Here is a 25,566-nt window from a genome sequence, read left to right as displayed (position 1 = left end):
TCACGCCTTGTGCGGCACGACCTCAATTTTGACGCATTCATCGAACTTCGTCACCGTGCCGAATCCGTCTACCAACTCATCGAGACTCATGCGGTGCGTAATCATTGAAGGAAAGTTATAACGATTCGCCTGTTGTTGCAAGACCTTCAACACGGGGCGCCAGTTGGTTCCGCAGTGAAAGACCGAGTGGATGTGCAGGTTCTTCGAGTTGATGTGTCGCATGACATCGAGCGGAACCGTCTTGCCAAGATCGACCCAGTTGCCCACTTCGATGACTGTCCCTCCTTTGCGGACCATCCTCAATGCTTCAAGAAAGGCTTCCGGTTCACCGGCCGACTCGATCACCAAATCAGGACCAACTCCCTCGGTCATTTCCTTGACCCGATCGATGCGCTCTTCCATGTCTACTTTGGACGCATTGATCGTGACGTCGGCATACAGATTCTTCGCAACGCCGAGTCGCAGATCAGACAAGTCCGTCGCAACCGCCAACCCGCCTCCTTGAATCCGGGCCATGATGCCGTGAAGAATACCCAGCGGACCATTGCCCAGCACGGCTACGGACATCCCCGGGCCGAAACCTTCGTTGACCGGAGCGAACGGCACGCTCGCGCGGGCCAGAGCGTGAAAGGCCACTGCCATTTCTTCGACGAAGACGGCGACGTCGGTCGGCATGTCTTCAGGCACTTTGAACAAATGAGTTCGCGGCCGAATGTACATGTACTCCGCAAACCCACCACGCAGGTACGGTTTCGTGTCGCAGTTCGGGTGAAGCCCATAGGCCTGGATTTGATTCTCACATGTGCAGTTGTTGTAGTGATTTCTGCAATACCAGCAGTCACCGCAGTTCACCTCCACGGCAATGGCCACCCGATCACCGGGAACAAGCAGTTGGCCGTCGTAGTCCATGGTCCGCGCAGCGTTGTCCCCAATCTCTACAATGGTTCCAATGACTTCGTGACCTCCGACATAAGGATAGATCGACTTGCCTCGAAGTTCCGTGGCCTCACCTTTGAAAATGTGCCGATCGGTTCCACAGATGCCCGACATTTCGACTTTCAAGATCGCAGAATCGTGATCCATGGTCGGATACGGATAGGTTCGCATCTCGGTCTTACCGGGTGCAGTCATCGCGACCGCCCGAACGGTTTTTGGGGTTACGTGAGTCATGGCTTTCTTCGGGTTCTGCAAGGTTGCTGAAGGGGTCATTGTTTCTCGCTTGGGTTGGAGCCCAATGGGCCGAAGTAGAAGTGATCTAAAAACCGGGACAGTCTGTTCTCGTGAGCCGACGGCTCAGGGTCTTGAAACCACTTGTTATAGGTCTTTTATACAGCAAATTCTCTCACGATTCGTGCAAGCAGTCTCCCGCGAAATCGGCGAGCATTCACGAAATACTAAGGTGTCGATCCTCTATTCTTGTCGCGCCAGCGTGGATAATCTTTTTCCAATACCGACTCGGCCCAAGTGCCGTGATACGTATGTCCGCTGCGGCGTTCGTAGCTGATTGCGTTGTAGTCGTAGCGAAATTCGGAGTCGCGATCGAGGTATAGCGGACGGTCGGCGTGTCCGAGTTTTGGTACGGGAGGATGGTTTACTTCGTCGTACGGTTTAAGCATCGATGGCTAACTTTCCAAAAGCGTCCTTTCCAACACAGCTATGGAGCAATGCACCAATCGGCGCGCTGAGCAAACTCCTTCTGGAAGTCCTGCTTCCACTTCGAGATACTCAAACCGCCTTGGCCATCGACGTAGTGTCTGGTCGATCCCTGGCGAACGTACTGTCCGCCCCAACTCGGTTGTGTTGGATCTTCCGGGTTGTTGATGCCGCGATTTGCACTCACTAAGTAAAGGAATGCCGGCGAATCCCCTTCGATGACTCCAGGGCCCGCGATTGCCTTCGGAGGGTAAATCGCACACAGAGGTCCATGGCGTCAGCAGTAGGATACTTTGGATCATGCTTTCTCAGGTTCTCGTCGACTTTGTCGTATTCATCGAGTACTGCCAGAATGTTCTTCTTTTCCGCTACCATGCCGTACGTACCTGCTGACGCGATCAGTCCCTCGACATCAAATTCATTGGAGTACAACAGGAACCGAACCATCGACTGCACGTCATCCGGGTCACTGTTGGTTACAGGAAACGGTGGGAAGTCGGAAGTCACGATGACACGCAGGCGGTTGTCATCAGGTTGCTGCTGTTCCTGTGCCGCCAACTTTCCGGCATCGAAAAAGACAAGCAATGACACAAGGAATCCGCTCAACGAGTTGAAGTATCTGGAAGTTCTTTGGTTCATTTGGATATGCATCAATGGTTCGCAGCTTGATAGGGTGGAAGCTTTCGCCACGATAGAGTTACTTCACATGGATAATCACTCGACGATACGCATAAAGATTGGGTTTGCCATCGTCGTGAAGTTCAAGAATGATGTGCAAACTCTTGCCACCCGCGTTTGACGGAATCATCACCTTGGCAGCAGCAGAGGAATTGTCCTGGATTTCCACGTCGTCCTTGAATGAACTTGGTTCCTGATAGAACGTCCATAAGTAATTAAGTGAGTCTTCGTCCGGATCGCTGGAGCCAACTGCGCTGAGATCAACCATCGAACCAGGTGCTGCGGAAACATGCAGAACCTGTCGCGAAGTGTCGCCGTTGACAACCGCGACAGGATGATGGTTGGCATCTTCGTACTTGCTGGTAATGCTCCAGTCCATGCGGGCTGCGAAGTCGTTGTCATAGCCGGTGCTCCAGCGTTTAATTGCTGACGCACCTTCCGCCGAGTTTCCAAACATAAAGTACGGGTCGAACTCGCCCTCGTTCGTGACAGGCTTCATGCTTCGAATGCCGCTTTTCTTCGTCAAATCGAAACGCCCGCCCCATCCGCCCTGGTCAATCTGGTCGGGATCGTTCAGGCCGTTGGGATAGACATGCATAAACGCAGGTGTGTCGCCTTCGGTCGCCCATTTTGTATCCGGATAGACAGCTCCCAAAGGGCCATGGCTTTGAATGTCGCTGCGTTGATAGTCGCCGTTCTTCGGTGGCTGCCAGCCGTAGACTCCGGTGGCGCGAATGTAGAGCACCTCGGGAAAGTTCTTCGCGATCCAGGCACCGGCATCGTCTTGACCAAGGATGTCAAACACGCGCAGCTTGGAAAGAAACTTTGATAGCTCGTCCGTTGAACGCTTCGCGCGGACTTTCCAGATCGCTTGGGCGGCATTGTTGGCTCCGCCCCATGCACCAACCCACACAGGACGCGGATCGTCTTTGTCGACTGAGGTAATGATCAAGTCCGAACCCGGGCTGTCTTTTCCGTCGCCAACGTCGCTCATGCCGAAGTTTTTTTGACCCATGACCGAAATGGATTTCAAATAGTCAACCGACGGAAAGCCTGTGGCATGCACGCTGAGATTACCGACACACTTGCCGTAAGCGTCCACAAGCTTGTCGAGCATTTGAGTGTCAGTTTGCGTCTTCTTCCAGCAACCGGTCGAGACGATCAAGCCTTCGATATCGAACTCGTTGGCACTGACCAACAGACGTACCATCGATTGTTCATCATCGGGATCGGCACCGAGATCCGTGGTTACGATGATGCGTGGTTTATCGTTTTCACCATTCTGTTTTGGCTCGTTGTCCTGTGCGACAACGGGACTATTCACCATCGTGAGCAACACAGCAGCGTAGAGGCATTGGTTGTGCATTCGATTCATTTCCTTTTCTGTGGCGTAAGCTTCCAGCTTGCGATCGTTAAGTTCGGCGGCTGGGTTCGCAAGCTGGGAGCGTACGCCACTTATTTGCATTGAGACATACGATTGGCAAAGTCGCCTAGGTAATCTTCGCGCCAGCGGTTTACTGACTTCGCGCCATGGTGCTCGCTCTCGGCGAACTCAGGAGCAGGATGATCGGTCCACCAATTGGGAAAGCTCGGATCTGCATTCTGGGCAGCCTTGGCTTCGGGAGCGACGGACTTGACTCCACCAGTTTTTCCATCCAGCGATGGGACATTGCTGCTGAGTCTGAACTGATAGGTTTTTGCAGCTTTCGGACAGAAGCGAAATCTCACCGTGCCGTCACCCGGCATGTGGCCGGGAATCGCCAGATTCTCAACCATCAGCTGCGCCTCTGGCTTATCCGGCACGTGATCGCCCAGGGGCAGCACCAGTTCGAGAACCCCAAACACTTCCATCTGATCCTCCGGTGTCGTGAGTCGCTCGAATCGCGAGTACGGGCGCGTCCAGGCGCGGACGAACTGGCCTCCCCAACCAGGTTGTGACGGATCATCTGGCATCCCATGCAGTAGCCAGCCCACCGACGGCGTATCGCCCATCTTGATGGTGTTCATTTTTGAGTTGAAAAAGTCCCCGAGTGCTCCATGGCCAACGATATGTTGTTTCACAAACTCTTTGTTGCCCCATGTGCCGGCCTGATTGCCTCCGGTGAACCAACCGCGATAAGTTGCATTGGACTCGATGATCCAGAGCTTCGGATAGCGTGTCGCAATAGACTGGTATGCATTGGGTCCCCATTTCTTGTTGGGGCCGCCGATGTAATAGACACGCAGCTTCGGCAGAATGTCCGGAGCGTCGTGCAATGCCTGGGCGAGATCTTCGATGCCGCCCCAGACCAAGACGTGTAGCGGTCGCGAATCGTCGCGCCCCGCACACTCAATCAGCCACCGCGAACCTTCGGTGGATGATCGAACGCCAGCATAAGGAGCGACTTCGATTTCGCCCTGTTTCGTGATCGCTCGCAACGCGTCAGGCATCGGGTACTTATCAGAATAGTTTTTCAGCTTTGCGTAGTCTTTGTCGTAGCAATCGATCACATCCAGTATGTCTTGCTTGCGGCCTTCGCCATACGGCGATGAAATCAGTCCCTCGATATCAAGCACATCGGCATAAACAAGCAAATGCACCAGCGACTGAAAGTCGTCGGGATCCGTACCGCCAATATCGGTTGAGACCACCACACGGTGGCGTAAGCTTCCAGCTTGCGACTGTGTTTCTACTTGCGACTGTGCTTTTGCTTGTGGTTCATCGCAAGCTGGAAGCTTACGCCACGGCATTGTTCCGCCTGCGACAAGAATGCACATCGCAAGTTCTATGATGCGAGCGAATCGATTCATCATTTCACGTCCATTCATTCGAGTGGTAGCCAGACCGACATCTCGGATGCGCCTCGATTCGACCATGCATAGTAAGGGACAAGCGTTGCTCGAATCGTTGACGTCTCAGGTCGATTGAATTCGCGGTAAAGTTGGTTCTGCCAGCTTCCGGCCTTGCTTGACAGGAAGCTTCCTTCGAGCAAGCTGACACCATCGAGCCAGTCCGCGTCAAACCGAGGTTGCAATTTTACTTCGGCAGGAATTCGCACGTCTGCCAGCGATGTTCCCTCGGGCAAATCGACAGACTCCAGGCAATAAACGATCGGGCCTCGTTTGACCGCCAGGTGATTGCGAGTTTCCTCAGCCAAAGGATGCGACTCGATCAGTTGCACCGGCATCGGCAGATTCATCTCGATCACCGTTCCCCGTTGCCACGTGCGTTCGAGGGAAGCGTAAGTGCCCGGAACCAACTCCGTTGCGAAAGGCTCGCCGTCGACTTTGAGCGTTGCTGACTTTGCCCAGCCGGGAATCCGCAGCTTGAGTTCGATCGGATCGGCGTCACACTCGGTGATGGTGATTTGAACCTTGCCGTTCCACGGATATTCGGTCCGTTGTTCCAGGCGTACACGGCTTCCACGATGCAACTGGGTATCGAGCGTGTTACTTCCGTACAGATTGACCCAGATCGTGTTGTCTGACTTTCCGTAGGCATAACCGCTGACCTGCGCGATGGTGCGCGCGACATTGGGCGGACAACAGAAGGACGTCACGTAGGGAACTCGCGTTCGAGACCAACGCAGGTCCACGGGAGCGGTTTGCGAAACTCGCAGCGGGTTGGTGTAGAAGAAATCCGTCCCCTCCAGGCTCACTCCCGAAAGCACTGAATTGTAAAACGCAATTTCCATCACATCGATGTACTTGGCGTCGCCGCTGATCACAAACATCCTCCAGTTCCAGAGCGTGTTGCCGATATTGGCACACGTTTCGTTGTGAGCGGTCGTATTCGGGAGCTGATAGTTGCGTCCGAAGGCCTGGTGAACTCGCGTGATTGACCCTTGATCTTTCGAGCCGTCCGGCGAAGCACCATCGTACAGCGCACCGCAACCCCCGGTGATATACAGTTTTTTCTCGACCAGGTTGTTCCAGATTGCCATCAGTGGTTTCAGCAATTGTTCGTCGCCGGTTTCGGCATATAGGTCAGCGATTCCGGCGTACAGATACGTCCCCCGGACCGCATGACCAACCGCTTCATTCTGCCGCACGAATGGCAGCCGGTCCTGATTGTCATCTCCGCCATCAATAATTTGGTCTCGCATCTGAATCAACCGCTGGACGAGGTTGAGATAGCGGGTTTCGCCTGTCGCTCGATACAGGTCCAGCAGGCCCATGTAGTGCGATGGGCAGATCGCGTGTCCCGCCTGTTCGGGCGTCGGATTACGATACGCGTCATCCAGAAAATCGGCTGCCTTGCAAGCGATATTCAGCAGGTTGCCCTTGCCGGTCACCTCATGATGCACACAAGCGACCGTCAGCAGATGACCCATGTTGTACATCTCGAAGTTGAAGCGATCGCCGAACGGCTTGACTGTCATGTCTCCGTTGCGATTGGCGACCAGCACCGGCGTATGGATGTATCCATCGGCGCGTTGTGCCTTCCCGATGACCTCGATGATTTCGTCGAGCCGCACATCCCATTGAGGATCTGGTGCAGTTGCCTGCAGTGCGCAGACTGCTTCCAACCATTTATAGAAATCGCCATCGTTAAAGGACGCGCCATGGTAGGTGCCTTCCGACAAACCAGCAGCGATGCGGAAGTGTTCCAGATACGGCTTATACTTTGTCCCCCGCATGATCTCCCACATCGCCGGGACAGTTTTGACGCGGCACGTGTCCAGACGCTGTTTCCAGAATCCGTCCGTCCACTTCACTTCGCTTAGGTGGAGTGGTTCGGCCACGCGATGAGGCCGCACATCAACTGACTGCGCGGACGCAAACTGCGCGACAAAGCAAGCGATCGCAAAAAGCGTCAGGTGTGCGTATTTCATTGATCTATCGCCCTGTGGCGTAAGCTTTATAGGCTTCTGCGATTTTGGCTGCCTTTTCGTCACCCTCGTGAAAGATAATGCGATGGCGTAGTTGGACTTTCTCGCCGTCCTTTAGCGTGAACGTGCCGGATTCAGCACTTTCGTCGAGGCTGTGCGGTCCAAACGCATTGGCCGTGAACAAGCCGTAGTCACGAACATGCCAGCGAGTCGGATGACGGAAGCTTGAAGGATGATTCAGAAACGCGACGCCAACATTTTCGCCGCCTACGGGGCCGTGGTAGTCGACCCAATCAGCCGCTTTTGACCACGTATCACCGTCGCGATCTCCGACGCTGTTGATGATATTCCCCTTGCCATCGGTAAGCGACATGGACGTCGGTACGCGAACGTTTACCCCGGCGTCTTTCATGTCCTTTAACTCGACATCACCGTACTTACCAAGCAGCGTAATATCAAAATCGAGTACGAGTTGGCCGTTGGAAAAATGAAGTACCATCGATCGCTCGTCCGCCATGAGTTGCTTTCCAGTAGAATCCAGGTAATCATTCGTTGAACGAATGACGGCGTGATCTTGGCTGGCCGAGATTTCCGTAAACGCGGTGTGTGCGATTCTGCCCAGGCTCGCCAAGAATTCTGCTTGCTTTTCGCCTTTGAAATTCTTTGAGGCCGCTTCGAGCCAGGTATCAGCGCCTCCGACGCCTTGGTGACCGAACCAAACACCACGATGGTGTGGATGGTCATGTTGCTCACCATCGACGGTTTCCATCGGAAACGCTCTCGTCATCGACTTACCCTTGGGACCGATCACGGGCCAAAAAAAGGGTTTCCTCGCATCTGTGTCTCGATAGTGATACTTGGTGACAAGGTTGCCGTCGTATTCAATCGTGACCTGAGACTCCTCGCACGAGACCGAAAACCCATCAGCACGGACCTGGCAAGGCATGCCAAGCAACAGGGTAAAGGCAAGCGATGCGAAAACGACTTGCCGCAGATGTTCCAATCTCATTTCAGTTTCCTTTGATATTGCAGACAACGCGTTGATAGCCGACGAGTGACGGCGTGCCGTTGTCTGTCACTTCGAGAATGATGTGAACCTGTTTGCCCGGTTCATCTGGCACAACAAAGCTGGCGTCGTTAGCCGAATCAATTCCGGCGATGGTGACGGTCGCCTTTGCAGAGTCAGCTTCGCTGTATTGCCACCAGCGGAACGTCAGCCTGTCTCCATCAGGATCCGTTGCTGAGGCGGAGAGCTTCACGGCTTCACCAGGTGTCACTTCCCGACTTAGTGCGCCGTCAATACTGACGACGGGGGAATGATTGGCGTCTTTGAATTCCTTCACGCACCAGTCAGCCCTGGCTGCAAAGTCGTTTTGGATCGCATCAATCCACCGCCACTGGGGCCTCAAGTAGGCGGTCAAGACTTCGTCGTTGGGGATCTCTTGCTTCACGCGCTGGCGGCCCCAGGCTGAACCGGTATACCAGCGGCCCGCGGGATATTCGTAGCCAGGCTCGGCCACGGGGTCGAGCCACGTGTTGCTGCGGACTTTGACAAAACGTCCGCCCCAGCCGCCCCAATCCGGTGATTCTTCACTGCGCAATCCGTTCGGAATGACGTGCAGGAACGCGGGCGAGTCCCCTTCGGACCGAAAACGTCCGTCATCGTGTGCCTTGTACAAGGCGACCAGCGGACCACGGTCACGGAGGTGTTGGTTCATCCACGACGCAGAGAAGTAATGCTGCACTTCCTGAGGAACGGCCTGCCTCTGGTTCTCGTACGCGAAGGCGAGGAACTGGTCGGAAATGATCGTCGGGATGTCGAACTTGCCCCAGTTCGGACGGATGTAAGTTTGGTAAGTCTCGTCCTGTTCCCAGATGAAATAGAAGCGGATCTTCTTCGCCACCTCAGCCATTTTTTCCGGATGCTGCTCTTCGATTGTCTTTAATGCTCGTGCGATCGTGTTCGTCCCACCCCAGGCTTGAAGCCAAACAGGTCGCGTGTCCGGACTATCCAGCAAGACCTCAACGATCCTCTGCGAACCCGGGGTGACCTCGTCCATTTCCCCTTCCGACTTCACGTTCCCGAGCAGCGTTCGAGACTGAAGCAATTCAGGTTTCGGGTAGCGAGGATCATGTTTCACAAGGTTCGGATAGACTTTGGCATACGCCTCCAGGTAGGGTTGCGCCCAGTCGTCTCCGGCCCAATTGTGGCCGTGAGCATGATACTGCGAACTGGATGTGATGATCCCCTCGACGACGAACTCGTTCGCGTACAGCAGGAACCGGACCAACGAACACTCGTCGTCGATCTCACCGTCGCTAGTGACAATCACGCGTGGTTGGTCCGATGCGCTCAGCGTGCTCGAATCGGCCAGTGCGATCGATGCCAGTCCTATCAATGCCAGTGCGACGAAAAGTGCATTGAAGAGTGGCGTAGGCCTCCTGCTTGCCGGTATCGTCGCCGCCAGATAACGCAAGCTGGTAGCTTGCGCCACGTCTCTACTTCGCATCTGAGTTCTCCAACGAATTGATGTTGTTTTCGGACTTAGTGTAGTCGATGAACTCAGTCGGATCGGTCCCGTTAAGGTATTCCTCGACGTTGGTAAATCCGTCTCCGTCTTTGTCGGATGAGTTGTCCTCTGCCTGGTTCGCATCCAAGCCGAATTCCGTTTCCCAGTCGTCGGGCATGCCATCACCGTCTGAATCCAGCGGCGCTTCCGCAGAACGCAGTTCCGGCCAGCCGCCGACGTCCTCCGGCGTGGTGATGATGCCGTTGTTGCCATGAGTCGCGGTGCCGTTGCGGACTTCTTCAATGATGCGAGTGTCAATCGAATCCCGCTTGGGCAACGAGCATCCAGATTGCTCGAGGACAGTTGTGTACGCAGCCTGGGCGGATTGTTGATGAATGGGCAATGCCTGCCACGGCGAGGCCAGCTTTGTAAAGCTCTTGCCTTTTACGCCCGACCAGTTGTCAGCGGTGACTTCAGGAAAACCATCAACATAGTTATCGGCCACGTGCCAATCACCGTAATCGCCATCGCCTCTGGACGAAGGACTCGCGATGCAGTCCTTCACGTCGCTTCGCGTGGCGGGACCAGGCTTGTAGTAGTTGGCGATCATGTTGATGGCGGAGAACTCGATAGGTGGTTTTCGCCGATCGCCTTTTTGATGTGCTTCGCCACCGTAGCAGCTTTGATAACCCCAGTTGTACAACAAGTTGTTTCGGTAGTCATTGTACCCACAACCCGATGCCCAGCGCGGATTGCGACTGTCATTGTGTGCAATCAAGTTGTGGTGATAAGTGGCGTGTTGGTTTCCCCAGATGCCGCCGAAACGATGCGACCCGTCTGCCTTCGCGCAGGCTTCGGTGATCATGCACCATTGAATCGTGACGTTTTCATTGTGGTACAGCGAGAACACTTCATCGCTGCTCCAACTGGCTGACACATGGTCCACAATGATGTTTTTTCGGTACCGACCGCCAAGCGCGTCGCCATCGTGGTCGGTCCTGACTCTGATATATCGAATCACAACATCATTGGCGTCGATGGCGAGATTGCCTTTAATCGTGATCCCATCACCAGGAGCGGTCTGGCCGGCAATCGTGATGAAATCATTCTTGATTTTCACATCTCCATCGATGGTTCCCGACACTTTGAAGACCACAATTCGCGGCCCTTGGGCATTGCAGGCCGCTTGAAGACTGCCGGGTCCACTGCCGTTGGTATTGGTCACTGCAATCACCTCGCCGCCGCGGCCTCCAGGCGTCACCGCCCCGTATCCCTCCGCGCCCGGAAAGGCAGTGACGTTTGCCGGATTAGTTTCGTCGCCAGCTGCGCCGGAAAGCAGGCCCAGCAGTCCACCAAGGGTTAGCAGGATGGTTGAGGTGGATGGGAATTTCATATCGTTTGCCGTTCCATCTGTTTGCCGTGAGTTCGATAGGTTGTGGTTCAGCAGCGGGTCACGCGCTAAGTCTCGGGCCAGATTATCCACAAAAGCACCGCAAGTCTCCCTGCCATCGTGGCAATATTCACGATATTCTAAGGCAATGAAGCGATTCGACACCCAACGCCCTGACTTCTCACCGTATGGTTTCGCCTGCGAACGGTGGACGCCGACGCGGATGTCCCGTCCAGACCGGCACAACGAGATCGAACTGAACCTGCTCACGGCCGGTTCTCTGACTTACCTGCTGGGCGGCCAGCGAACCACGATCGAAGCCGGGAGACTCGGCATTTTCTGGGCCGCGATTCCGCATCAAATCGTGGAGGTTGAAGGAGAGGCACCCTATTTCGTCGTAACGCTTCCGTTGAGCGAATTTCTGCGGGCGGGACTCGATTTGAGTTTTGTGAATCGCATCCTGCAAGGGGAACTCATGGTCGATCTCATTCACAACAACTGGGACGAAATGTCATTCCGGCGCTGGGAGCAGGACCTGAAGACCGACGACCGAGTGCTGGAACGTGCCGCACGTTTGGAAGTCCAGGCTCGGCTGTTACGATTTGCTCACGGCATGACCGAAGGGGTAGTGCTTACGTCGATGGCCGCGTTGACTCGGGCCGATCAAATCGCCTGTTACATCGCGCGAAACTATCAACAGCCGTTAACGTCTCAATCGATTGCCGAAGCCTTGGACATCCACGCCAACTACGCGATGACTTTGTTCCGCAAGACGTTTGGCACCACGATGACGGCATTCATTATCCAGCACCGCATCTCGCACGCACAACGGCTGCTGGTCACCACGGACGACACGATCTTAAATGTCGCACTCGACTCGGGTTTCCAAAGCCTCAGCCGATTTAATGAAGCGTTTAAAGCGGGCTGTGGCTGCGCTCCGCGAGATTTTCGCAAAGCGAATCGTCCAACAGCGGCAAGTAAAACACCATCCTGAAGAAGTCTATGCGTCGAGAAACCGCAAACTGGAGTATGCACGCGAGGAGCGACGTGTCACGGCCGAGGGTCACGCTTCCCGGGGTCAGGCCTTGTGTTGGGTGTTCCATGCCAAGGCTACTTGTTTGGCGTTAGCGTCTGTTGCCTGATTCTTCCAAGTTTTATGCGTAGGGTGTAGTCTCGGGTGTAGCGATTCCCGAAACAAGAAGCGGGCGACGAGATTCGAACTCGCGACAAACAGCTTGGGAAGCTGTCACTCTGCCAACTGAGTTACGCCCGCAGGGAGTCCCTGGGCAAGTTTCCCTCCCTTTCGGAGAATCGATTGTACCCTCGCCCTGAAGAATTTCAACTGACGAGTGGCGTCGGTCTACGGCACCAGTTCGTCTAACCTGAATCGCCTTGTATGACGATCGAAGGATCGCTTGGTGAGTTGATGCACCTTCGGCATCCGCGAGTGGCTGGAAACGCCAGCCACAACACGGTCGTTTATCGAGCGTTTCTCAGCAGGTCGAGTGCTGATCACGTCGTTGCGGTGGAGTTCATGTCCTTCAGCGACTTTCCCAGGCGTTTCCGCCCACCGGCGCTCTTGGATCGAGTCGATTTGGGTTGATCGGTTTCTCCGGCCAGCAGCGCGGCGACATTCGGATGTAGGTTATCGCTGTCCGCTGGAGTCCCGATTTGTTCAATCGCATCGCTGACGCCCAGCAACACCGATTGCCGGACACCGTCCCGTAGCCATTCAAAGAAGTTCACATTCATCTTTCGTTCCCTCGGTTGCGTTATCGTTTCCTCGTCAATTTTTGACCAGGCGTTTGTATTCGGATTGTCTTGTAGTGAAGCCGTCGACGCGATGTCTAGACCGATCCTTTTTCTATTGACTCGACAAATCGAGTTGCCCCCCGCAACTCGGTTGGATGTCGGATTGTCGGTAACTCTGATTGGCCCGTTTGACACCATCGCTGCGTTGAATTCGCTGTTCGATTTCCGCACGGCTGGTCACAAGCTTCGTTTCGCACGACGATTCCATCTCCATCAATTCGGCTAGCATTTGCTCACATTGTTCATTTTTTTTCCGGCATTCGCTTCTTCGCTGTGGCGAAGACCACATTCGCATTTCGGGGTCATCGCCGATCGCGATGTGGAGTTGCTGGGAAACGCTGGCGAGCTTCGCAAGAGGGGGTTGTTTTGCGGAAAGCAAATGCATCAGTTCATTCATTCGTCCTGCGTCGATCGCTTCAAGCTGTGATTGGCTGAGTTGGACGAGGTCGCACAAAATCTTGTGGCGCTCATCGACCAACGATGCTAATTGCTTTCCATCCATGGCGGTTACTCCATCGTTATCTCAAGGTGATCATGTCGGCTTAGGTTTGTCCTGGGATGCCACCAGGATCTTGAATCCCTGCGTTCATCCAGGCCAGAAGCTGTTGCCAGCCTTCGCGATCATAGCGGGTGGTCTTTTGGAAGTCGTCGTCGAATTTGGGTGGGATTCGTTGCAGGACGACATCGGCTTGACGAACAAGCAGAGCGGCTTCACGGTCACGACCGAGCTCCCGCACGCAACAGGCTTGGCCGAGGATCGCCTCGAGCGCCGTGGGTTCATTCATGTAGCGAAGGGAAACGGCTCGGTAGGCCACCGAGGCATCGTCCAAACGCCCGAGTTCTTTGAGTGTGTCGGCTTCGGACATGAAACAGTTGCGCAGCATGGATCTGGAATCATCGGAAAGGCGTTCTTCGTCCTCGCAAACCAACAAACTTTCTTTTAACCGTGAAAAGCCATCGAGCGCGGCTTGCAATTCGTTGTCCACTTTGGTTCGCAAAGTTCGGCGGGCGGCATCCAGGACATCTTCTGATTGTGATTCGAGTCGTGGCCATTCTGCGGCCAACAGATGGCTACGAGCGGCCAAATAGGTTGCCGACTCCGCTCGCGGCAGCGGCCAATACCGTTCGGCAGCTTCGTCGAGGCGGCGAATCGCGTCTTCCAGGATGGGTTGGTTTTCTTTCAGCTTTTCGATTCGCTCTTCGGCACCGACACGCTGAGCGGCAAGATGGTTTTCATAGCCTTTTCGGTAGAGCATTTCCGCAAGTGTAAAGAGCGAATCACGCCACGCGGGGCTTTGAGGAGTCAATTCGCCGTCTTGCAAGTTGTCCATCAAGTAGCTCCGCGACTTTTCCAAGTCACCGATTTCTGAATGAGCCATTGCAAGCAGCAATCGGGCGTCGTAGCGGAGCGGATCGCGGGGGAATTCCGCAATGCAGGTTTCAAGCGAATCAATCGCTTCGTTGGGTTTGTTGTCAGCCAGCAATGCTCGTCCAAACGCGACCAAGCCACGCGGTTGGCGACGGCGTTCTTCATAACGTAGATACGGCCGCAGCAGGCGAATGCTTCGTTCAAAGTGTCGCCCCTGTTGATAGGCATCAATCGCTGCCCATTGCGTCGACAAGTAGCGGTCGGTGTCAAAATCAATTTCTGCAGCCCGCGAAAACGCGTCACCGGCTGCGCGGAATCGCGAGCGCGCGATTTCGGAAGCAGTTCGCAACACGTCGCCACCGACGTTGGTTCCATCCCGAATCGTGCTAGCCGCCCACTCGCGATAGGTGATCCCCTCTTGCATCAACGCTTCGCTGGGCGAGAAGACGGGGGTCATATTCCGCGTGATGTCGATGGCGGACGCATAGGCCTCGTGATCTCGCAATTTTTCGAGCGCCACAATGAACCGTCGTTGGAAGGCTTCGAAGGAAACAAGCGCCGGATCAAAGCCGCCTTTGTCTCCCAATTCCCGCATCATGAAACGAGTCGTTTGCAGCATCTCCGTCCCTCGACCCTGCTTGGCCAATAACTCGACTTCCTCCAAGCTGCCGACAATGGCTTCGGCTGCAAAGGGGCGCTGCTGGCGAACCATCGTCAATTGAGCGAGTGCTCGATCGGGCATCCCCTGGCAAGCCAACGCGCGGGCTGCCCAGATCCGCGCACGGGCGGAGGTGCGCGGTGACGTTTCACGCTGTAGATCATTCAAATCCGACAGGGTTTGCGTCAATTCCGCAATCACGGCGCTGCGATCCTCCAATTCGTCGATCGGCGCTTTGCCATGACGGCCGATCGCTTTTTCCACCGCCACGATGGCTCTCGCAAGTAAGAATTGTTCTCGAGCATCTGCATGCTTCGTTGGATTCGGGCTTTCCGCCGGTGGCAGCTGCTCCAGCGCCTCGGCCACCGCGTTTTCTGCTTCGTCATATTGCCCGAGCCGCGTGAGTGCATCGATCCGAATGCGTTCACCGATCCGGCGGGGTTCTTCGCGGAGCGATTCGTCGGCCAAATAGCGATTCATGATGGCCAAGGCTTTGGCCGCGGAGGGCTCGGTCGTCTTTAAATAAGCTGTGGCCAAAAGGGGGACCAGAGCCCGTCTCAGTGTGGGGGCCCGGAGAACCACTTGTTCGAGATGAATGGCCGCCTCGTCAAATCGTCCCAGTTCGAAAAGTGACTCGCCCAGAAAACGCGAGCCTTCCACCTCGCGGCCTACTGGAAATCCCGACTTCGACGCCTTTTCAAGCAGAGGCACCGCCTCAAATAGCAATTCGCGGCGTTTTCTCGGTTCGTCCGTTTGCTGAGCTCGCGCTACCAGTCCCGCCCCAACGAAGAAGTCTCTTAGCTTCCGCAGATCCGCGATTTCTTCTTCGGCTGCCTGAGAGGCGTCGCTTGACGGTTCGGCATCCGCGGGGGGGGCGTTTTCGGAAGAGGGAAACTCAACGGTCTTGGCTAACTCGCCGGCTAAGACGGTTCGCCCAGCGACATATTCTCTCGCGGCAACCTGGATCGTTTCGAGATCATTCGGTGGCCCGCCGCGTAACCATAGCGAGAACAGCCCCGCGAATCCGACCGCCGCTGCCGTCGCGGCAGCAGCCATCAACGCCCACGTCAAGTTGTCGCGACTTTTCGCTGGCTTCGCTGGTTCCTTGTTGTTCGTCTTTTCGTCTGGCATGCTCACGGTCCGTTGGGTGACTCCTTCGCGAGTACCACATTGGACCCCTCTCGGTCAAGGATCTTTTCGCAGTAACGCGGCAAGCCTTGGGCAAAACACGACAAAAACATGCTCCACGGGGGATTCGCCAAAGAAGCTTGAGGAAATCATCGGATTGCTAGCAATGCTGATTTTGACGAAGGTTTCTCACCCTGGCCCAAATCAGGATCGAACGCGTTGGTTTCGACGAACGCTTGCGCTGCTGTGGTGCCGATGCAAGGCTTGGGCCAGCTAGGCAACGGCCGCTTCGTAGCGGTGATAGCGATTCTGCCTTCTAAACAGGGGGCGCGTTTTGCGTATTTTTCTTGCATTGTGTTTGTTATGTCGTACGTTTTCGAAGCGACTTGTCCATCTTTGTGAAGATACTTTTCGCAAGTGGCAATCTACAGTGATCAACCAACACAGGTCCCGCCACCGGTGGGTGCTGTGATAGGACAGCGAAATGACATGGGGAGCAGAATGAACGTGAGTCAACGAATCAAAACGACGGTATCAGCTATCGCTGCGATACTGGTAGCCGTCACCGGACAGAACGCCATGGCGGAATCGAACACGCGATTGCCGGCGGACAATACGGTTTCGATGCAGCGAAGTGGTGAGGTACCATTGCAACTCGACGTGCCACAAGGCGAGAGCCGGCTTGCGCTCGCAGGGGCATCGGTCACCGTGGTGGATCGGAGTGGCGTTGCCAGGAAATTTAAGACCGATGCTCAAGGTCTGGTCCGTTTGACCGACATGCAAAGCGGACCCTACGCGGTGGTTGCATCGAATTCGGACGTCTATGGGTCGACCATCATCTTTGTGCGTTCCGCCGTTAGCGACGATGCTCTTGGGGATCCTGTCCGCATGACGTTGGCAACAGTGAACGTCAAGAAATTGGCACCGTGGATGGATCAGTTTGTCTCTCGATTTTCTAAGTTAGAGCCCACGCAACTCGGTGAAGTCGAATCGCACCTGGACGCTGACTCGGTCGCGTTTCGTTACCGTGTCCAGTTGGATGATCACGGCGTTCTCCGCGGTCAACTGGTTTCCATTCTTCGTCAAGAAGATACGGCGGTTTCGCTTGCCGGCACCGAAGTCGTGTTAATGCAAAAAGGCTTGGCGGTGGGCAAGACGTACACCAACGCAAAGGGTGAGTTTCAATTCAAAGGCGTTCGGTCGGGAACCCATGGTATCGTGGCAGCGGGTCCCGCCGGCTACGCAACCTTCGCATTTGATGTTCTCGATCCTTCCGAAACCTCCGCTCACCTCGATCCCACAACGCAGCTGGTTTCGGTGGTAAAAAACGACGTCGTGGAAATGCTTCCTGTGACGCTTGTTCCACCGAGTATGATTCCCGGAGTGGTTGATCCGTTTGGTGCTGGATCGATCCAGCCAACCGATGCCATCGCGGCACCCCTTGGGCCCGAGACGACCGGTTTTGTATCCACGGGCTTTCACGGAAGCGGTTTCTCAGGCCACGGCTTTGCTGCCGGTGGCGGTGGTGGAAGCGGTGGAGGCGGCGGCGGAGCAGCAGGCGGAAGTGGCGGCGGCCTTGGAGGCCTTGGCTTGCTGGGTGGTATCGCAGCAGCAATCGCGATCCCTGTTGCGACCAGCGACGACGATGCCGGCCCGGTTGCATCGCCTTCGGGGATGTAGGCTCGCGCTGCGAGTCGATCACAGCTAGAAAGCTATCAACCGACATTGCCACTCGCGGCAATGTCGGTTTCTTTTATCTTAGCGTCCCACGCATCGGCATCGCGGTGACGTTGTCGGCCGTGTACTCAGTCGCATGCGTTTGCGGAGCGACGCCAGCCGAGAGCGTTGTTAAGTCAACTGCTTGAGCAGCGTTTTGTGGCATCACGAACAATTGCGGGTCATCGGTCAAGAATTGATTGATGGTGTACGAGCCAATTTCGATCTTCATCGCCAAAGGCTCGCCGAATGCCGGAGTGAGATGGATTTCCACTTGATGCGGAAGCACGCACTGCTGCTGATCATAGTATCTGTGGTTTGTTGCCGAGCTTTTTGCAATCAGTCGTAAATCGGGCGCATACAGGAATTGGTCTGTCACGTATCCCGCTGATTTCTCGAAGAAGCAGACTTTCTGGTAGATTCCATCGGGCATTTGGAGGATCGATCGAGTTTCCAGTTTGCCATCGTCACGTAAGACCGGCCCGGCGACGACGCTGGCAGGGTCGAGTTGAGCCAAACCGAGCGCGTCCATGAGCCAAGTTGGATCGACCGGCAAAATCGCACGGTTGAGTTGTTGACGATATTGGTCATGTCGAGCGTAGTACAAGACTTTGGACATGCCGTCGGGGACTTCGAACCAGAACAATTCATCATTGCTGCCCATATCCATCCCAACGCCTAGCATGATTGGCACGGATGCGCGCATCCGAAAACGCTTCTCGCGTTCGAGATTCACTGTGGCGCTCAACCGCGGGATACTCGGCATCGTCAGCACTTCCACGGTGGCCGTGTTGGTCGACAATTTTTGGATCGATGCGGTGCGATTGACCACGGTTGCCAACTCCTCCGCCGAGGGGATTTCCGTCAGCACGGCGGGCGGTGGCGGAAACGGCATCGGGACGTCACGTTTTGAACAAGTGGCTCCACCGGAGACAAAGCAAACGGCGATGAGTCCAATCCACAGCAATGATCGCATCCGCGTTTGGCCTCCTGCCAATTTGTCGTTGGTGGTGATCTTGGGAATTCGTTCGGCTAATTAGGTTCGATATCGTCTGCAAGGGGTTCCGCTTCGCAGTAGAGCAACGCATTCAACTCCTCTCGCAATGCTTCCGCTTCGTCTCGCGTGATCTCGGCACGCACCACGTCCATGGTCGATCCGTCGGCAATCACTTCGATTCGCATGCACGGATCACTCGAAGGTTCATCACTTGAGGGTTCATCGCTTGAGGGTTCATCACTTGACGAGGGATCAATGCCCACTTCGGTGGAGGGCTCCTGCATCGACTGGCAAGGCCGAAGCAGTCGTTTTCGCATCAACATCAGCGATAACAAATAGCGTGTTTTGATTTTGTCGGGAAAGTTGCCCATTTGGCGTAGCAAGTCGATCAGGACTTCCGGTGGTGCCAAAACCAGCTTCTTGTCGTCTGCTCGGGGCATTCGGTTCTTCCACCACCCCACGGTTCCTTCGGGTGGTCCCTGCCAGCTTTCTGCCGAATAATCTTGGCGCAGGAAATCGTCACCCGATTCCAAAACGACCGAGTAGAACCATTCCCCCTCGCGGAGCGGGCGGTTTAACGCATGACAATGCCGCGTGCATCGGCTGACACGATATTCGCCTAACATGAATCCGGAATTCAGGGAGGGAAGAGGGGAAACGGGGCTGTGCGAACGCTGTAGGAATGTGTGACCCTAGCACAATTAGGAAGGTAGCTGAAAGATAGAATTTTCGCTTGATTTCGCATCTTTAGTGCCCGTTTCGTCGGCTTGAGGGGTCTCGATCCAATCAAAATCGCCAAGCGTTTCAACTTCGACGGAGTCTTGCTGCCCCAGAGCACGAGTCATGATGGCCAGCGAGAACCCGTCCTCTTGGTATCGCTGGCGAACCTGTTGGGATCCGGCCACGAACAAGGCTGTCGCGACGGCGTCAACGTCCGTCGCGCTGCCCATGGCCAGCGTCAAGGACATCAAATCACCTGCCGGATATCCGGTGCGGGGGTCGATCACATGGCCATAGCGCCGGCCTCGGTGATGAAAAAACTGCTTGCCAGAACCGCTCGTTGCGATCGCCGCGTTTTTTAGCCATAGCCCCGCGAGCCGGCGCTGGGGCTTCGTCGGATGAGCGAGACCTACCGCCCATCCCTTCGAGCTGCCCGGATCTTGGTCCCCAACCGCAACCACGCTGCTATTGCCACCGTGGATCAAGAAGTCGGTGACCCCATGGCTTTGCAGTTCAAGTGCCATCCGGTCGAGGGCATCGCCTTTTCCGATGGCCCCCAGGTTAATCGCCATTCCTGCCGTCGCGAAGCGAACTGAGGATGTCTCACGATCGAGTACCAGCCGTTGGTACCCGACTCGCGTGAGCGCCTGCTTAACCTCCGCCGCCGTTGGTTTTCGGCCACTTCGCTTGGTGAACCCCCATGCATCGATCAGCGGGCCGGTCGTGATATCGAAGGCACCCTCGGTCTGTTCGCTCAGCCCGACGGCTCGCTCCAATAGCGAAAACGTCGGTTTCGAGACTCTGACGGGCTGTTGGGCCGCCAGTCGATTGATTTTGGAGACCTCGCTGTCCGGCCGGTAGACGCTGAGATCACGTTCAATCGATTCGACCAGATCGGCAGCTTGCACGGCTGCATCCATGGATTTAGCGCCATCGGGCAGCATGATGACAAACTCGGTTGCCATCGCTTTTCGGGTAATTTGGCAAAACATAGGCGATTTGGGGGCTCGTAGCACGAACTCGGACGGCACAAAAACGGTCAAACAGACTACGTTCCCGCAAGAGGGGTGAAGCACGGCTTTTCAACGCCCGTCACGAGGACATTCTAGCGTCAAACGTCATAAATCGGGTGATGATGAAAAAGGTTTCACTGTGGGTTGCGTTTCTGGAGAGAATTCAGCACAATCTGCCTTGCTCGACTGGAGTAGCAACCGAAAACAAGTCATGCCCGTTCGCGGGACATGCATCAGGGAAAAGAAGGAGCGGTGGCTGAGTGGTCGAAAGCGCCGGTTTGCTAAATCGGTGAACCGAGAAATTGGTTCCGCAGGTTCGAATCCTGTCCGCTCCGCTTGGTTGGTGATACTCCATAGGTATCGATCGGCCAAAAAATTTCAACCCGGGCAACAACGGTGTTGCTTCGGGTTTGTTTTTTTCGGTCACCACCAAGGCGTTAATCACATCATGAGAGTGTAGCTCAGTCGGTAGAGCAACGGACTTTTAATCCGTTGGTCCTGGGTTCGAGTCCCAGCACTCTCACTTGTTTAGAACACCGTGATTTGCGGTACTTTCCGCGACCTGCCGACGTCGGCAGAGCACTTTTTCGATCACCAAGTCGGTCCAGGCTACGATTCGTTCGTGGCGGATCGGTGCGTCGCGCAGAAACCAGCGACTGGATGAGGTCGCGAAGTTTGTCGCGTCGCGTCAATTTGGCTTTGCCAGGCCACGTCCCGGCCTGCGAAAAACATCAAAATGCACGAGTTTGGTGACGCTGCTGGCTAAGTTCATCGCCGGCTTACGGCGTGTTCAGCAGGATATCGATTCGTGGCGAGTTGTGATGGTACGGCTTCATCAGAATGTCGAGATCGCCGTCGCCGTCCAAGTCGGAGAGCAGGCCTTCGTGGATGCCTTGGCCTTCGCTGACGATCGTCTTGCGGAATTCGCCTTGGCTATCACCGTACCAGACGAAGGCCTTGGCCTTGTCCCCCGCGCCGGGGCTGCCCATCTCGCCGATGAAGATATCAGGGTTGCCATCGCCGTTCACGTCGCGGACTTCACAGGTATGACCGTGAATCACGAACCCGAGTGAATGGGCCACCCATTTACCGTCCTTCCATTCGTACCATTTGGCGTCGCCGTCTGCGTCACCCGGCGAAAAGACGACCTCAGGGCGGCCCCCTGCAACCAATTGCCCGGCGGCACACTGAGTGAACCGCATTTTGTCGTCGATCACGTGCGGATCGAATTTGCCACCACCCTGGTACTTGAACCACCGTCCGCCACCGACAATGTCGATCTGTCCATCCGAGTCGATGTCGACCGGGATCGATGGGAAGCCTTCCGCCGGCGGGCCTTGGTCCCACTGAAAAATCACGGTGCTGGGCCACGGCCCAGCGGATCGAGGATCCTCGGGCACCTCGAACATTAACAACTGCTTGGCCCGCTGGTTCCAAGTCACGAATTCGATTTTTCCGTCGCCGTCGAAGTCGCCTGCGGTTTGGTCGTGGTATTGCCGAGCGCCGTCTTGCTTGATCAATCGCCGCAGCCATGGCTTCGTGAAATCAGGGCACGGATTCTCCCACCACCAGATTTCCGAGCCGCTCGAATCCTGCCCGAATACCAAGTCTTGGTCGCCGTCGCCGTCGATGTCAAAGCAGACACCGCCCGCTTCCGGCTTCCGGGGCTGATCGTCGATCACGAACTTGTCCCAGCTCTGGCCGCGATTCTTGTACCAAACGATGGAGGGTGTCTTGGTCCGTTCGCCTACCACGAAATCGTCCATGCCGTCACCATCCAGATCGGCGACCACACAGCACGTTTGCTGGCTGCCCGCATTCGGCGCGGCAAGGTCGCCGGTGTTGCTGCTTCTCCGCACCCAGGTCGGTTCGCCAGCCAGTCCGAGCGAAGCGACGGCAGTCAACAAAAGACTCAAAAAATAGATCCCCGGGTTTGTCTGCATCGTTGGATGTACCTCGTCATGCTTTTCAGATGTTGTCCCACTAGCGAAGTGTTATCCTAACGCCGCGGCGCTAGGAATTCCAGCAGCGAATCTTCCCTTCTTATGAGGCCATGCTACAAGCCGTCGAATCGAGTCTGCGTCGATCCGAGTACCGTGGCTGGTGCGATAAATCGCCATGTTGGAACGATGTGATCGTGTTGCCGAGTCAGCATCAAGCGTGCTTACCGCTTGCGACGTTTCTTGCTTTCGCGACGATCCTTCTTGCGTTTGGTTTTGTACTTTGAGCTGGTTGACTTTGCCGATTTCTTCACGGCTGCGTCTTGTCTCGAAGAATGGTTTTTCACCAAATCGACAAAGAGTTGGCGTTCCTGCAAATCCACTTTCGCGATGCGAACGGTCAGTTGGTCGCCTAGACGGAAACGATTTCCTTCTTTGAAACCGACCAATTGCTGGCTGGTTCGCTCAAAGCGATAGTTGTCTTGCGGTAACGACGTGACCGGCAAGAAGCCATCGACGGGAAGCTTGATGCATCGGGCATCGATACCGTCGGCAAACACCCGGCTGATGACCGCTTCGAGTGATTCACCCACCTTCTTCTTCAAGAAGTGAAGAAGCTTCAATTCAATCAATTCCCGTTCTGCCTGTTGGGCGTTTCGCTCCATGTCGCTGCAGTGATGGCCAAGCTTCAATAGCATCGGGAAGGGATCGTCGGGCGTCTTCTTGCCTTCCAGCAGTTTTTGAACCAATCGATGAACGGTCAAGTCGGGGTAGCGACGAATCGGGCTGGTAAAGTGACAATAGTGTTGCATGTCGAGTGCATAGTGCCCTTCACGCTGCGGACCATAGACGGCTTTGTTCATCGATTTAAGTACAGCGAAATTGACCGCTTGTTCGAGCGGTGTGCCGGCAACGAGATCGAGCACTTTTTGAATTTCAAAACGGCTTTCCACCGATCCGACATCGAGTCCAAGATCGCGTACAAAGATCTGCAATGCTCGCAGCTTGCGTCGTTGTGGGGCCTCATGAATGCGATGTAAGAAGTTCAATTCCAAATCATCAAGCCAGGTCGCAACGGCTTGATTCCCGGCCAACATGAATTCTTCAATCAGCTGATGGCTTTCGGTGTTGTCGACGAGGTAGGCCCCTTTCACTTTGCCGGCCTTGTCAAAAATCAATTTCGTGTCAGGCATGTCGAGCGATAACGATCCAGCTTTGAACCTTGCCTTTCGCATCTTCATCGCAAGCGTATGCATACGCGAAAGCAAATCGCAAATGGGGGCGCCCCACGATTCGACATGCCGTTGGGGATCGGCCAAGAATTGGTCCACCTGCTCGTAGTTGAGTCGCTTGTCGCTGCGGATCGCGGCATTGTGAACTTCGGTATGCGTGATCGTCAAATCGTCGAGCATTTCGATCTCGACCGTTTTCACAAGCCGGATCTGGTCGGGCTGTAAGCTCGCCAAGTGGTTGCTGATGATTTCAGGAATCATCGGCACCACACGATCGGGCAGGTAAACGCTCGTCGCCCGGTTCTTGGCCTCCTCATCGAGTTCACTGCCAACCGGAAGGAAGCTGCTGACGTCGGCAATATGGACCCAAAGCCGCCACCGATCGGTTTCCCGCTGCAGCGAAATCGCATCATCAAAGTCACGAGCATCGAACGGGTCGATCGTGATCGTCAGTAAACCGGTTAAGTCTTTGCGATGCTCGGGAACCGATGTGTCGTTGAACGCGTCGGCTTGTTGGCGTGCTTCGTTGAGCACCTTTTCGGGGAACGTATCCGGCAATCCGTACTGACGCATGATCAGCAGCGTATCGATCTCAGGATTATTGCCGCTTCCAAGCCGCTCCAAGATCACGGCTTCGCCACCGTTTCCACGGTCGTCTGGAAACTCGACCATTTCGACGAAGACCTTATCCTCGTCGGAAATGGGTAAACCGCGAACATCGCCAACCGAAACCGGTTGGTGGTAGGGAGTGCCATCGAGCAGGACCGCAGGCTTGCCCCCAGACATTCGAAACGTGCCAGTGAATTGTCTCCGAGCTCGTTGAAGGATCTCAACGACGACCGCTTCCTCGCCCCCTTTCCGGCTTGGACGCACACGCACTTCCACCAAATCGCCTTCAAGGGCGCCGAGTGTCGATCCCGGCGGCACGAACAGATGTTCGGCAACCTCGTTCTCGTTTTCATGGTCGCCGGGACGCACGAAACCGAAACCACCCCCCATCGCACGCCGGAAAGTGCCTCGCACGAGGTCGGGCTCGCCAGTGAAGGCACCCGCGGGAACGACGAGGTGATTGGAGCCGTAAACGACGCGGCCTTCGAGAACCAATTGCTTGACCACTCGCCGTAGCTCTTTGGTTTCGTCCGCGTCGAGCTTCAATTGCGTGGCAATTTGCTTCGGTTTGCTGGGTCGGTATTGTGGCGTGCTGAGTAGACGGAGCAGCCGATCCGTTAATTCTGTTGATACATCCATTCAAAAAAGATATCCGATTTGGGTGAGTTCTGTCGCCTTGAATGGCGCCATTGGAAGAAAAATGAGTTCGAGTCGAGGGGCGGAAGGGGCTCATCCAAACCATTTGGCTCTCCCACGCAATGGGTCGGTAGCTTTTTGCCATCTTCATTCCGATCCCCCGGTTTTTTAAGGCATTTCAGGGCAGAAAGAAGGTGTTCAGCGTCATTCCATCTCGAAGCCCAAAAAGAAACCCCGGAAAGACACGCTCGTTCGACCCTTTCCCAGCGGAAACTCTTCCCTTCCTGGCCCAGTTATCTCTCGGTAGGTTGCTCCGCAGCAGAGCCTGCCTCCCGTTTGACTGGGAAATCCTCAATAGGAAGGAGAGCAGACATCCAATTGTTTGCAGTGACATGTGGCAGGCGTACTTGAAAGTGATTGCCAAGAAGGGCCCTCACGCGATTCGTATCCTGGACCGTTTTCACGTCATGCATCGGCAGGTAAGTTTCTTGATGCTTGGTGTACTCGCGCGATGAGAAGCAAAATCGATCCGATGAAGGATTTAGCAACGACGCTCCGCAAGAAACGCGAGTTGCTACTGAACTGGTTTCGAGCCGGAGGGACGTTGTCATCCGGCGTTGGAGAAGGTTTTAACAACAAGCGAAAACGGATTACCAGAAAATCCTAAGGTTTTCGCACCCAAGAAGCTTACGAA

At 55.3% G+C, this 25,566-nt stretch carries 22 protein-coding genes and 3 tRNA genes; 6 read left to right on the top strand and 19 right to left on the bottom strand.

Going from position 1 to position 25,566, the window contains the following annotated elements:
* From Poly41_RS01175 to Poly41_RS01135, 10 genes are all read right to left on the bottom strand, one after another.
* Positions 1 to 1,170 (bottom strand): zinc-dependent alcohol dehydrogenase, encoded by a 1,170-nt coding sequence (locus Poly41_RS01175; RefSeq protein WP_146524096.1) that lies wholly within the window; start codon positions 1,168 to 1,170, stop codon positions 1 to 3.
* Between the two features lie 224 nt (positions 1,171 to 1,394).
* Positions 1,395 to 1,616: a pectate lyase gene (locus tag Poly41_RS01170; protein ID WP_146524095.1), complete on the bottom strand. Its 222-nt coding sequence runs from the start codon at positions 1,614 to 1,616 to the stop codon at positions 1,395 to 1,397.
* Between the two features lie 38 nt (positions 1,617 to 1,654).
* The gene (locus Poly41_RS35590; protein WP_390621399.1) at positions 1,655 to 1,873 is read right to left on the bottom strand and encodes a nucleoside hydrolase-like domain-containing protein; all 219 of its coding nucleotides are present in this window, start codon (positions 1,871 to 1,873) and stop codon (positions 1,655 to 1,657) included.
* A complete protein-coding gene (locus Poly41_RS01165; RefSeq protein WP_231615314.1) occupies positions 1,840 to 2,292 on the bottom strand; it encodes a nucleoside hydrolase-like domain-containing protein in 453 nt (150 codons plus the stop codon). Before Poly41_RS01165 ends, Poly41_RS35590 begins: the two co-directional genes overlap by 34 nt.
* Before the next feature lie 58 nt (positions 2,293 to 2,350).
* Positions 2,351 to 3,706: a nucleoside hydrolase-like domain-containing protein gene (locus tag Poly41_RS01160; protein ID WP_231615313.1), complete on the bottom strand. Its 1,356-nt coding sequence runs from the start codon at positions 3,704 to 3,706 to the stop codon at positions 2,351 to 2,353.
* Positions 3,707 to 3,786: 80 nt separating this feature from the next.
* On the bottom strand, positions 3,787 to 5,124 hold the full coding sequence (locus Poly41_RS01155; RefSeq protein ID WP_231615312.1) for a nucleoside hydrolase-like domain-containing protein: 1,338 nt from the start codon (positions 5,122 to 5,124) through the stop codon (positions 3,787 to 3,789).
* Between the two features lie 11 nt (positions 5,125 to 5,135).
* On the bottom strand, positions 5,136 to 7,145 hold the full coding sequence (locus Poly41_RS01150; RefSeq protein WP_146524094.1) for an aceric acid hydrolase: 2,010 nt from the start codon (positions 7,143 to 7,145) through the stop codon (positions 5,136 to 5,138).
* 4 nt (positions 7,146 to 7,149) lie between these two features.
* Complete coding sequence (locus Poly41_RS01145) at positions 7,150 to 8,151, bottom strand: DUF6807 domain-containing protein (RefSeq protein WP_146524093.1); 1,002 nt, start codon at positions 8,149 to 8,151, stop codon at positions 7,150 to 7,152.
* A 1-nt stretch (position 8,152) separates the two neighbouring features.
* Positions 8,153 to 9,652, bottom strand: a complete 1,500-nt coding sequence (locus Poly41_RS01140) for a DUF1593 domain-containing protein (RefSeq protein ID WP_146524092.1) — start codon at positions 9,650 to 9,652, stop codon at positions 8,153 to 8,155.
* On the bottom strand, positions 9,642 to 11,045 hold the full coding sequence (locus Poly41_RS01135) for a pectate lyase family protein (RefSeq protein ID WP_231615311.1): 1,404 nt from the start codon (positions 11,043 to 11,045) through the stop codon (positions 9,642 to 9,644). Before Poly41_RS01135 ends, Poly41_RS01140 begins: the two co-directional genes overlap by 11 nt.
* Before the next feature lie 145 nt (positions 11,046 to 11,190).
* Between Poly41_RS01135 and Poly41_RS01130 the strand changes: the two genes are divergently transcribed.
* Positions 11,191 to 12,036, top strand: a complete 846-nt coding sequence (locus Poly41_RS01130; RefSeq protein ID WP_146524091.1) for a helix-turn-helix domain-containing protein — start codon at positions 11,191 to 11,193, stop codon at positions 12,034 to 12,036.
* Positions 12,037 to 12,242: 206 nt separating this feature from the next.
* Here the strand turns inward: Poly41_RS01130 and Poly41_RS01125 are convergent.
* The 4 genes from Poly41_RS01125 to Poly41_RS01110 all read right to left on the bottom strand — a co-directional run bounded on the left by Poly41_RS01125 (position 12,243) and on the right by Poly41_RS01110 (position 16,012).
* Positions 12,243 to 12,315, bottom strand: a tRNA-Gly gene (locus tag Poly41_RS01125).
* Between the two features lie 239 nt (positions 12,316 to 12,554).
* Positions 12,555 to 12,794, bottom strand: a complete 240-nt coding sequence (locus Poly41_RS01120; protein WP_146524090.1) for a hypothetical protein — start codon at positions 12,792 to 12,794, stop codon at positions 12,555 to 12,557.
* 112 nt (positions 12,795 to 12,906) lie between these two features.
* Positions 12,907 to 13,356 carry a flagellar export chaperone FlgN gene (locus Poly41_RS01115; protein WP_146524089.1) on the bottom strand — a complete coding sequence of 150 codons (450 nt, stop codon included), beginning with the start codon at positions 13,354 to 13,356 and terminating at the stop codon, positions 12,907 to 12,909.
* 40 nt (positions 13,357 to 13,396) lie between these two features.
* Positions 13,397 to 16,012, bottom strand: a complete 2,616-nt coding sequence (locus Poly41_RS01110) for a tetratricopeptide repeat protein (RefSeq protein ID WP_146524088.1) — start codon at positions 16,010 to 16,012, stop codon at positions 13,397 to 13,399.
* A gap of 504 nt (positions 16,013 to 16,516) precedes the next feature.
* On the opposite strand from Poly41_RS01110, the gene Poly41_RS33785 reads away from it, so the two are divergent.
* The gene (locus tag Poly41_RS33785; protein ID WP_197230983.1) at positions 16,517 to 17,689 is read left to right on the top strand and encodes a hypothetical protein; all 1,173 of its coding nucleotides are present in this window, start codon (positions 16,517 to 16,519) and stop codon (positions 17,687 to 17,689) included.
* A gap of 73 nt (positions 17,690 to 17,762) precedes the next feature.
* On the opposite strand, the gene Poly41_RS01100 is transcribed toward Poly41_RS33785, so the two are convergent.
* The 3 genes from Poly41_RS01100 to Poly41_RS01090 all read right to left on the bottom strand — a co-directional run bounded on the left by Poly41_RS01100 (position 17,763) and on the right by Poly41_RS01090 (position 20,407).
* On the bottom strand, positions 17,763 to 18,701 hold the full coding sequence (locus tag Poly41_RS01100) for a hypothetical protein (RefSeq protein ID WP_146524087.1): 939 nt from the start codon (positions 18,699 to 18,701) through the stop codon (positions 17,763 to 17,765).
* A gap of 56 nt (positions 18,702 to 18,757) precedes the next feature.
* Entirely contained in the window at positions 18,758 to 19,348 is a 591-nt protein-coding gene (locus Poly41_RS01095; RefSeq protein WP_146524086.1) for a hypothetical protein, read from the bottom strand.
* 75 nt (positions 19,349 to 19,423) lie between these two features.
* Positions 19,424 to 20,407 carry an FAD:protein FMN transferase gene (locus Poly41_RS01090; protein ID WP_231615310.1) on the bottom strand — a complete coding sequence of 328 codons (984 nt, stop codon included), beginning with the start codon at positions 20,405 to 20,407 and terminating at the stop codon, positions 19,424 to 19,426.
* A gap of 294 nt (positions 20,408 to 20,701) precedes the next feature.
* Here Poly41_RS01090 and Poly41_RS01085 point away from each other — a divergent pair.
* Both Poly41_RS01085 and Poly41_RS01080 read left to right on the top strand, forming a co-directional pair.
* Positions 20,702 to 20,790: transfer RNA gene (locus tag Poly41_RS01085), tRNA-Ser, on the top strand.
* A gap of 115 nt (positions 20,791 to 20,905) precedes the next feature.
* Positions 20,906 to 20,978: transfer RNA gene (locus Poly41_RS01080), tRNA-Lys, on the top strand.
* Between the two features lie 256 nt (positions 20,979 to 21,234).
* Here the strand turns inward: Poly41_RS01080 and Poly41_RS01075 are convergent.
* On the bottom strand, positions 21,235 to 22,398 hold the full coding sequence (locus Poly41_RS01075; protein WP_146524084.1) for an FG-GAP repeat domain-containing protein: 1,164 nt from the start codon (positions 22,396 to 22,398) through the stop codon (positions 21,235 to 21,237).
* Positions 22,399 to 22,619: 221 nt separating this feature from the next.
* Positions 22,620 to 24,875, bottom strand: a complete 2,256-nt coding sequence (locus Poly41_RS01070; protein WP_146524083.1) for a ribonuclease R family protein — start codon at positions 24,873 to 24,875, stop codon at positions 22,620 to 22,622.
* 191 nt (positions 24,876 to 25,066) lie between these two features.
* Here Poly41_RS01070 and Poly41_RS35585 point away from each other — a divergent pair, with 191 nt between their 5' ends.
* Both Poly41_RS35585 and Poly41_RS34725 read left to right on the top strand, forming a co-directional pair.
* Positions 25,067 to 25,387 carry a transposase gene (locus Poly41_RS35585; protein WP_390621389.1) on the top strand — a complete coding sequence of 107 codons (321 nt, stop codon included), beginning with the start codon at positions 25,067 to 25,069 and terminating at the stop codon, positions 25,385 to 25,387.
* The gene (locus Poly41_RS34725) at positions 25,384 to 25,539 is read left to right on the top strand and encodes a transposase (protein WP_231615309.1); all 156 of its coding nucleotides are present in this window, start codon (positions 25,384 to 25,386) and stop codon (positions 25,537 to 25,539) included. The genes Poly41_RS35585 and Poly41_RS34725 overlap by 4 nt, the downstream gene beginning before the upstream one ends.
* Positions 25,540 to 25,566: the final 27 nt, after the last annotated feature.

The organism is Novipirellula artificiosorum (assembly GCF_007860135.1).
Classification (GTDB): Bacteria; Planctomycetota; Planctomycetia; order Pirellulales; family Pirellulaceae; genus Novipirellula_A; species Novipirellula_A artificiosorum.
Note: the sequence above shows the minus strand (reverse complement) of the source record. Positions and strands in the feature narration are given on the sequence as shown.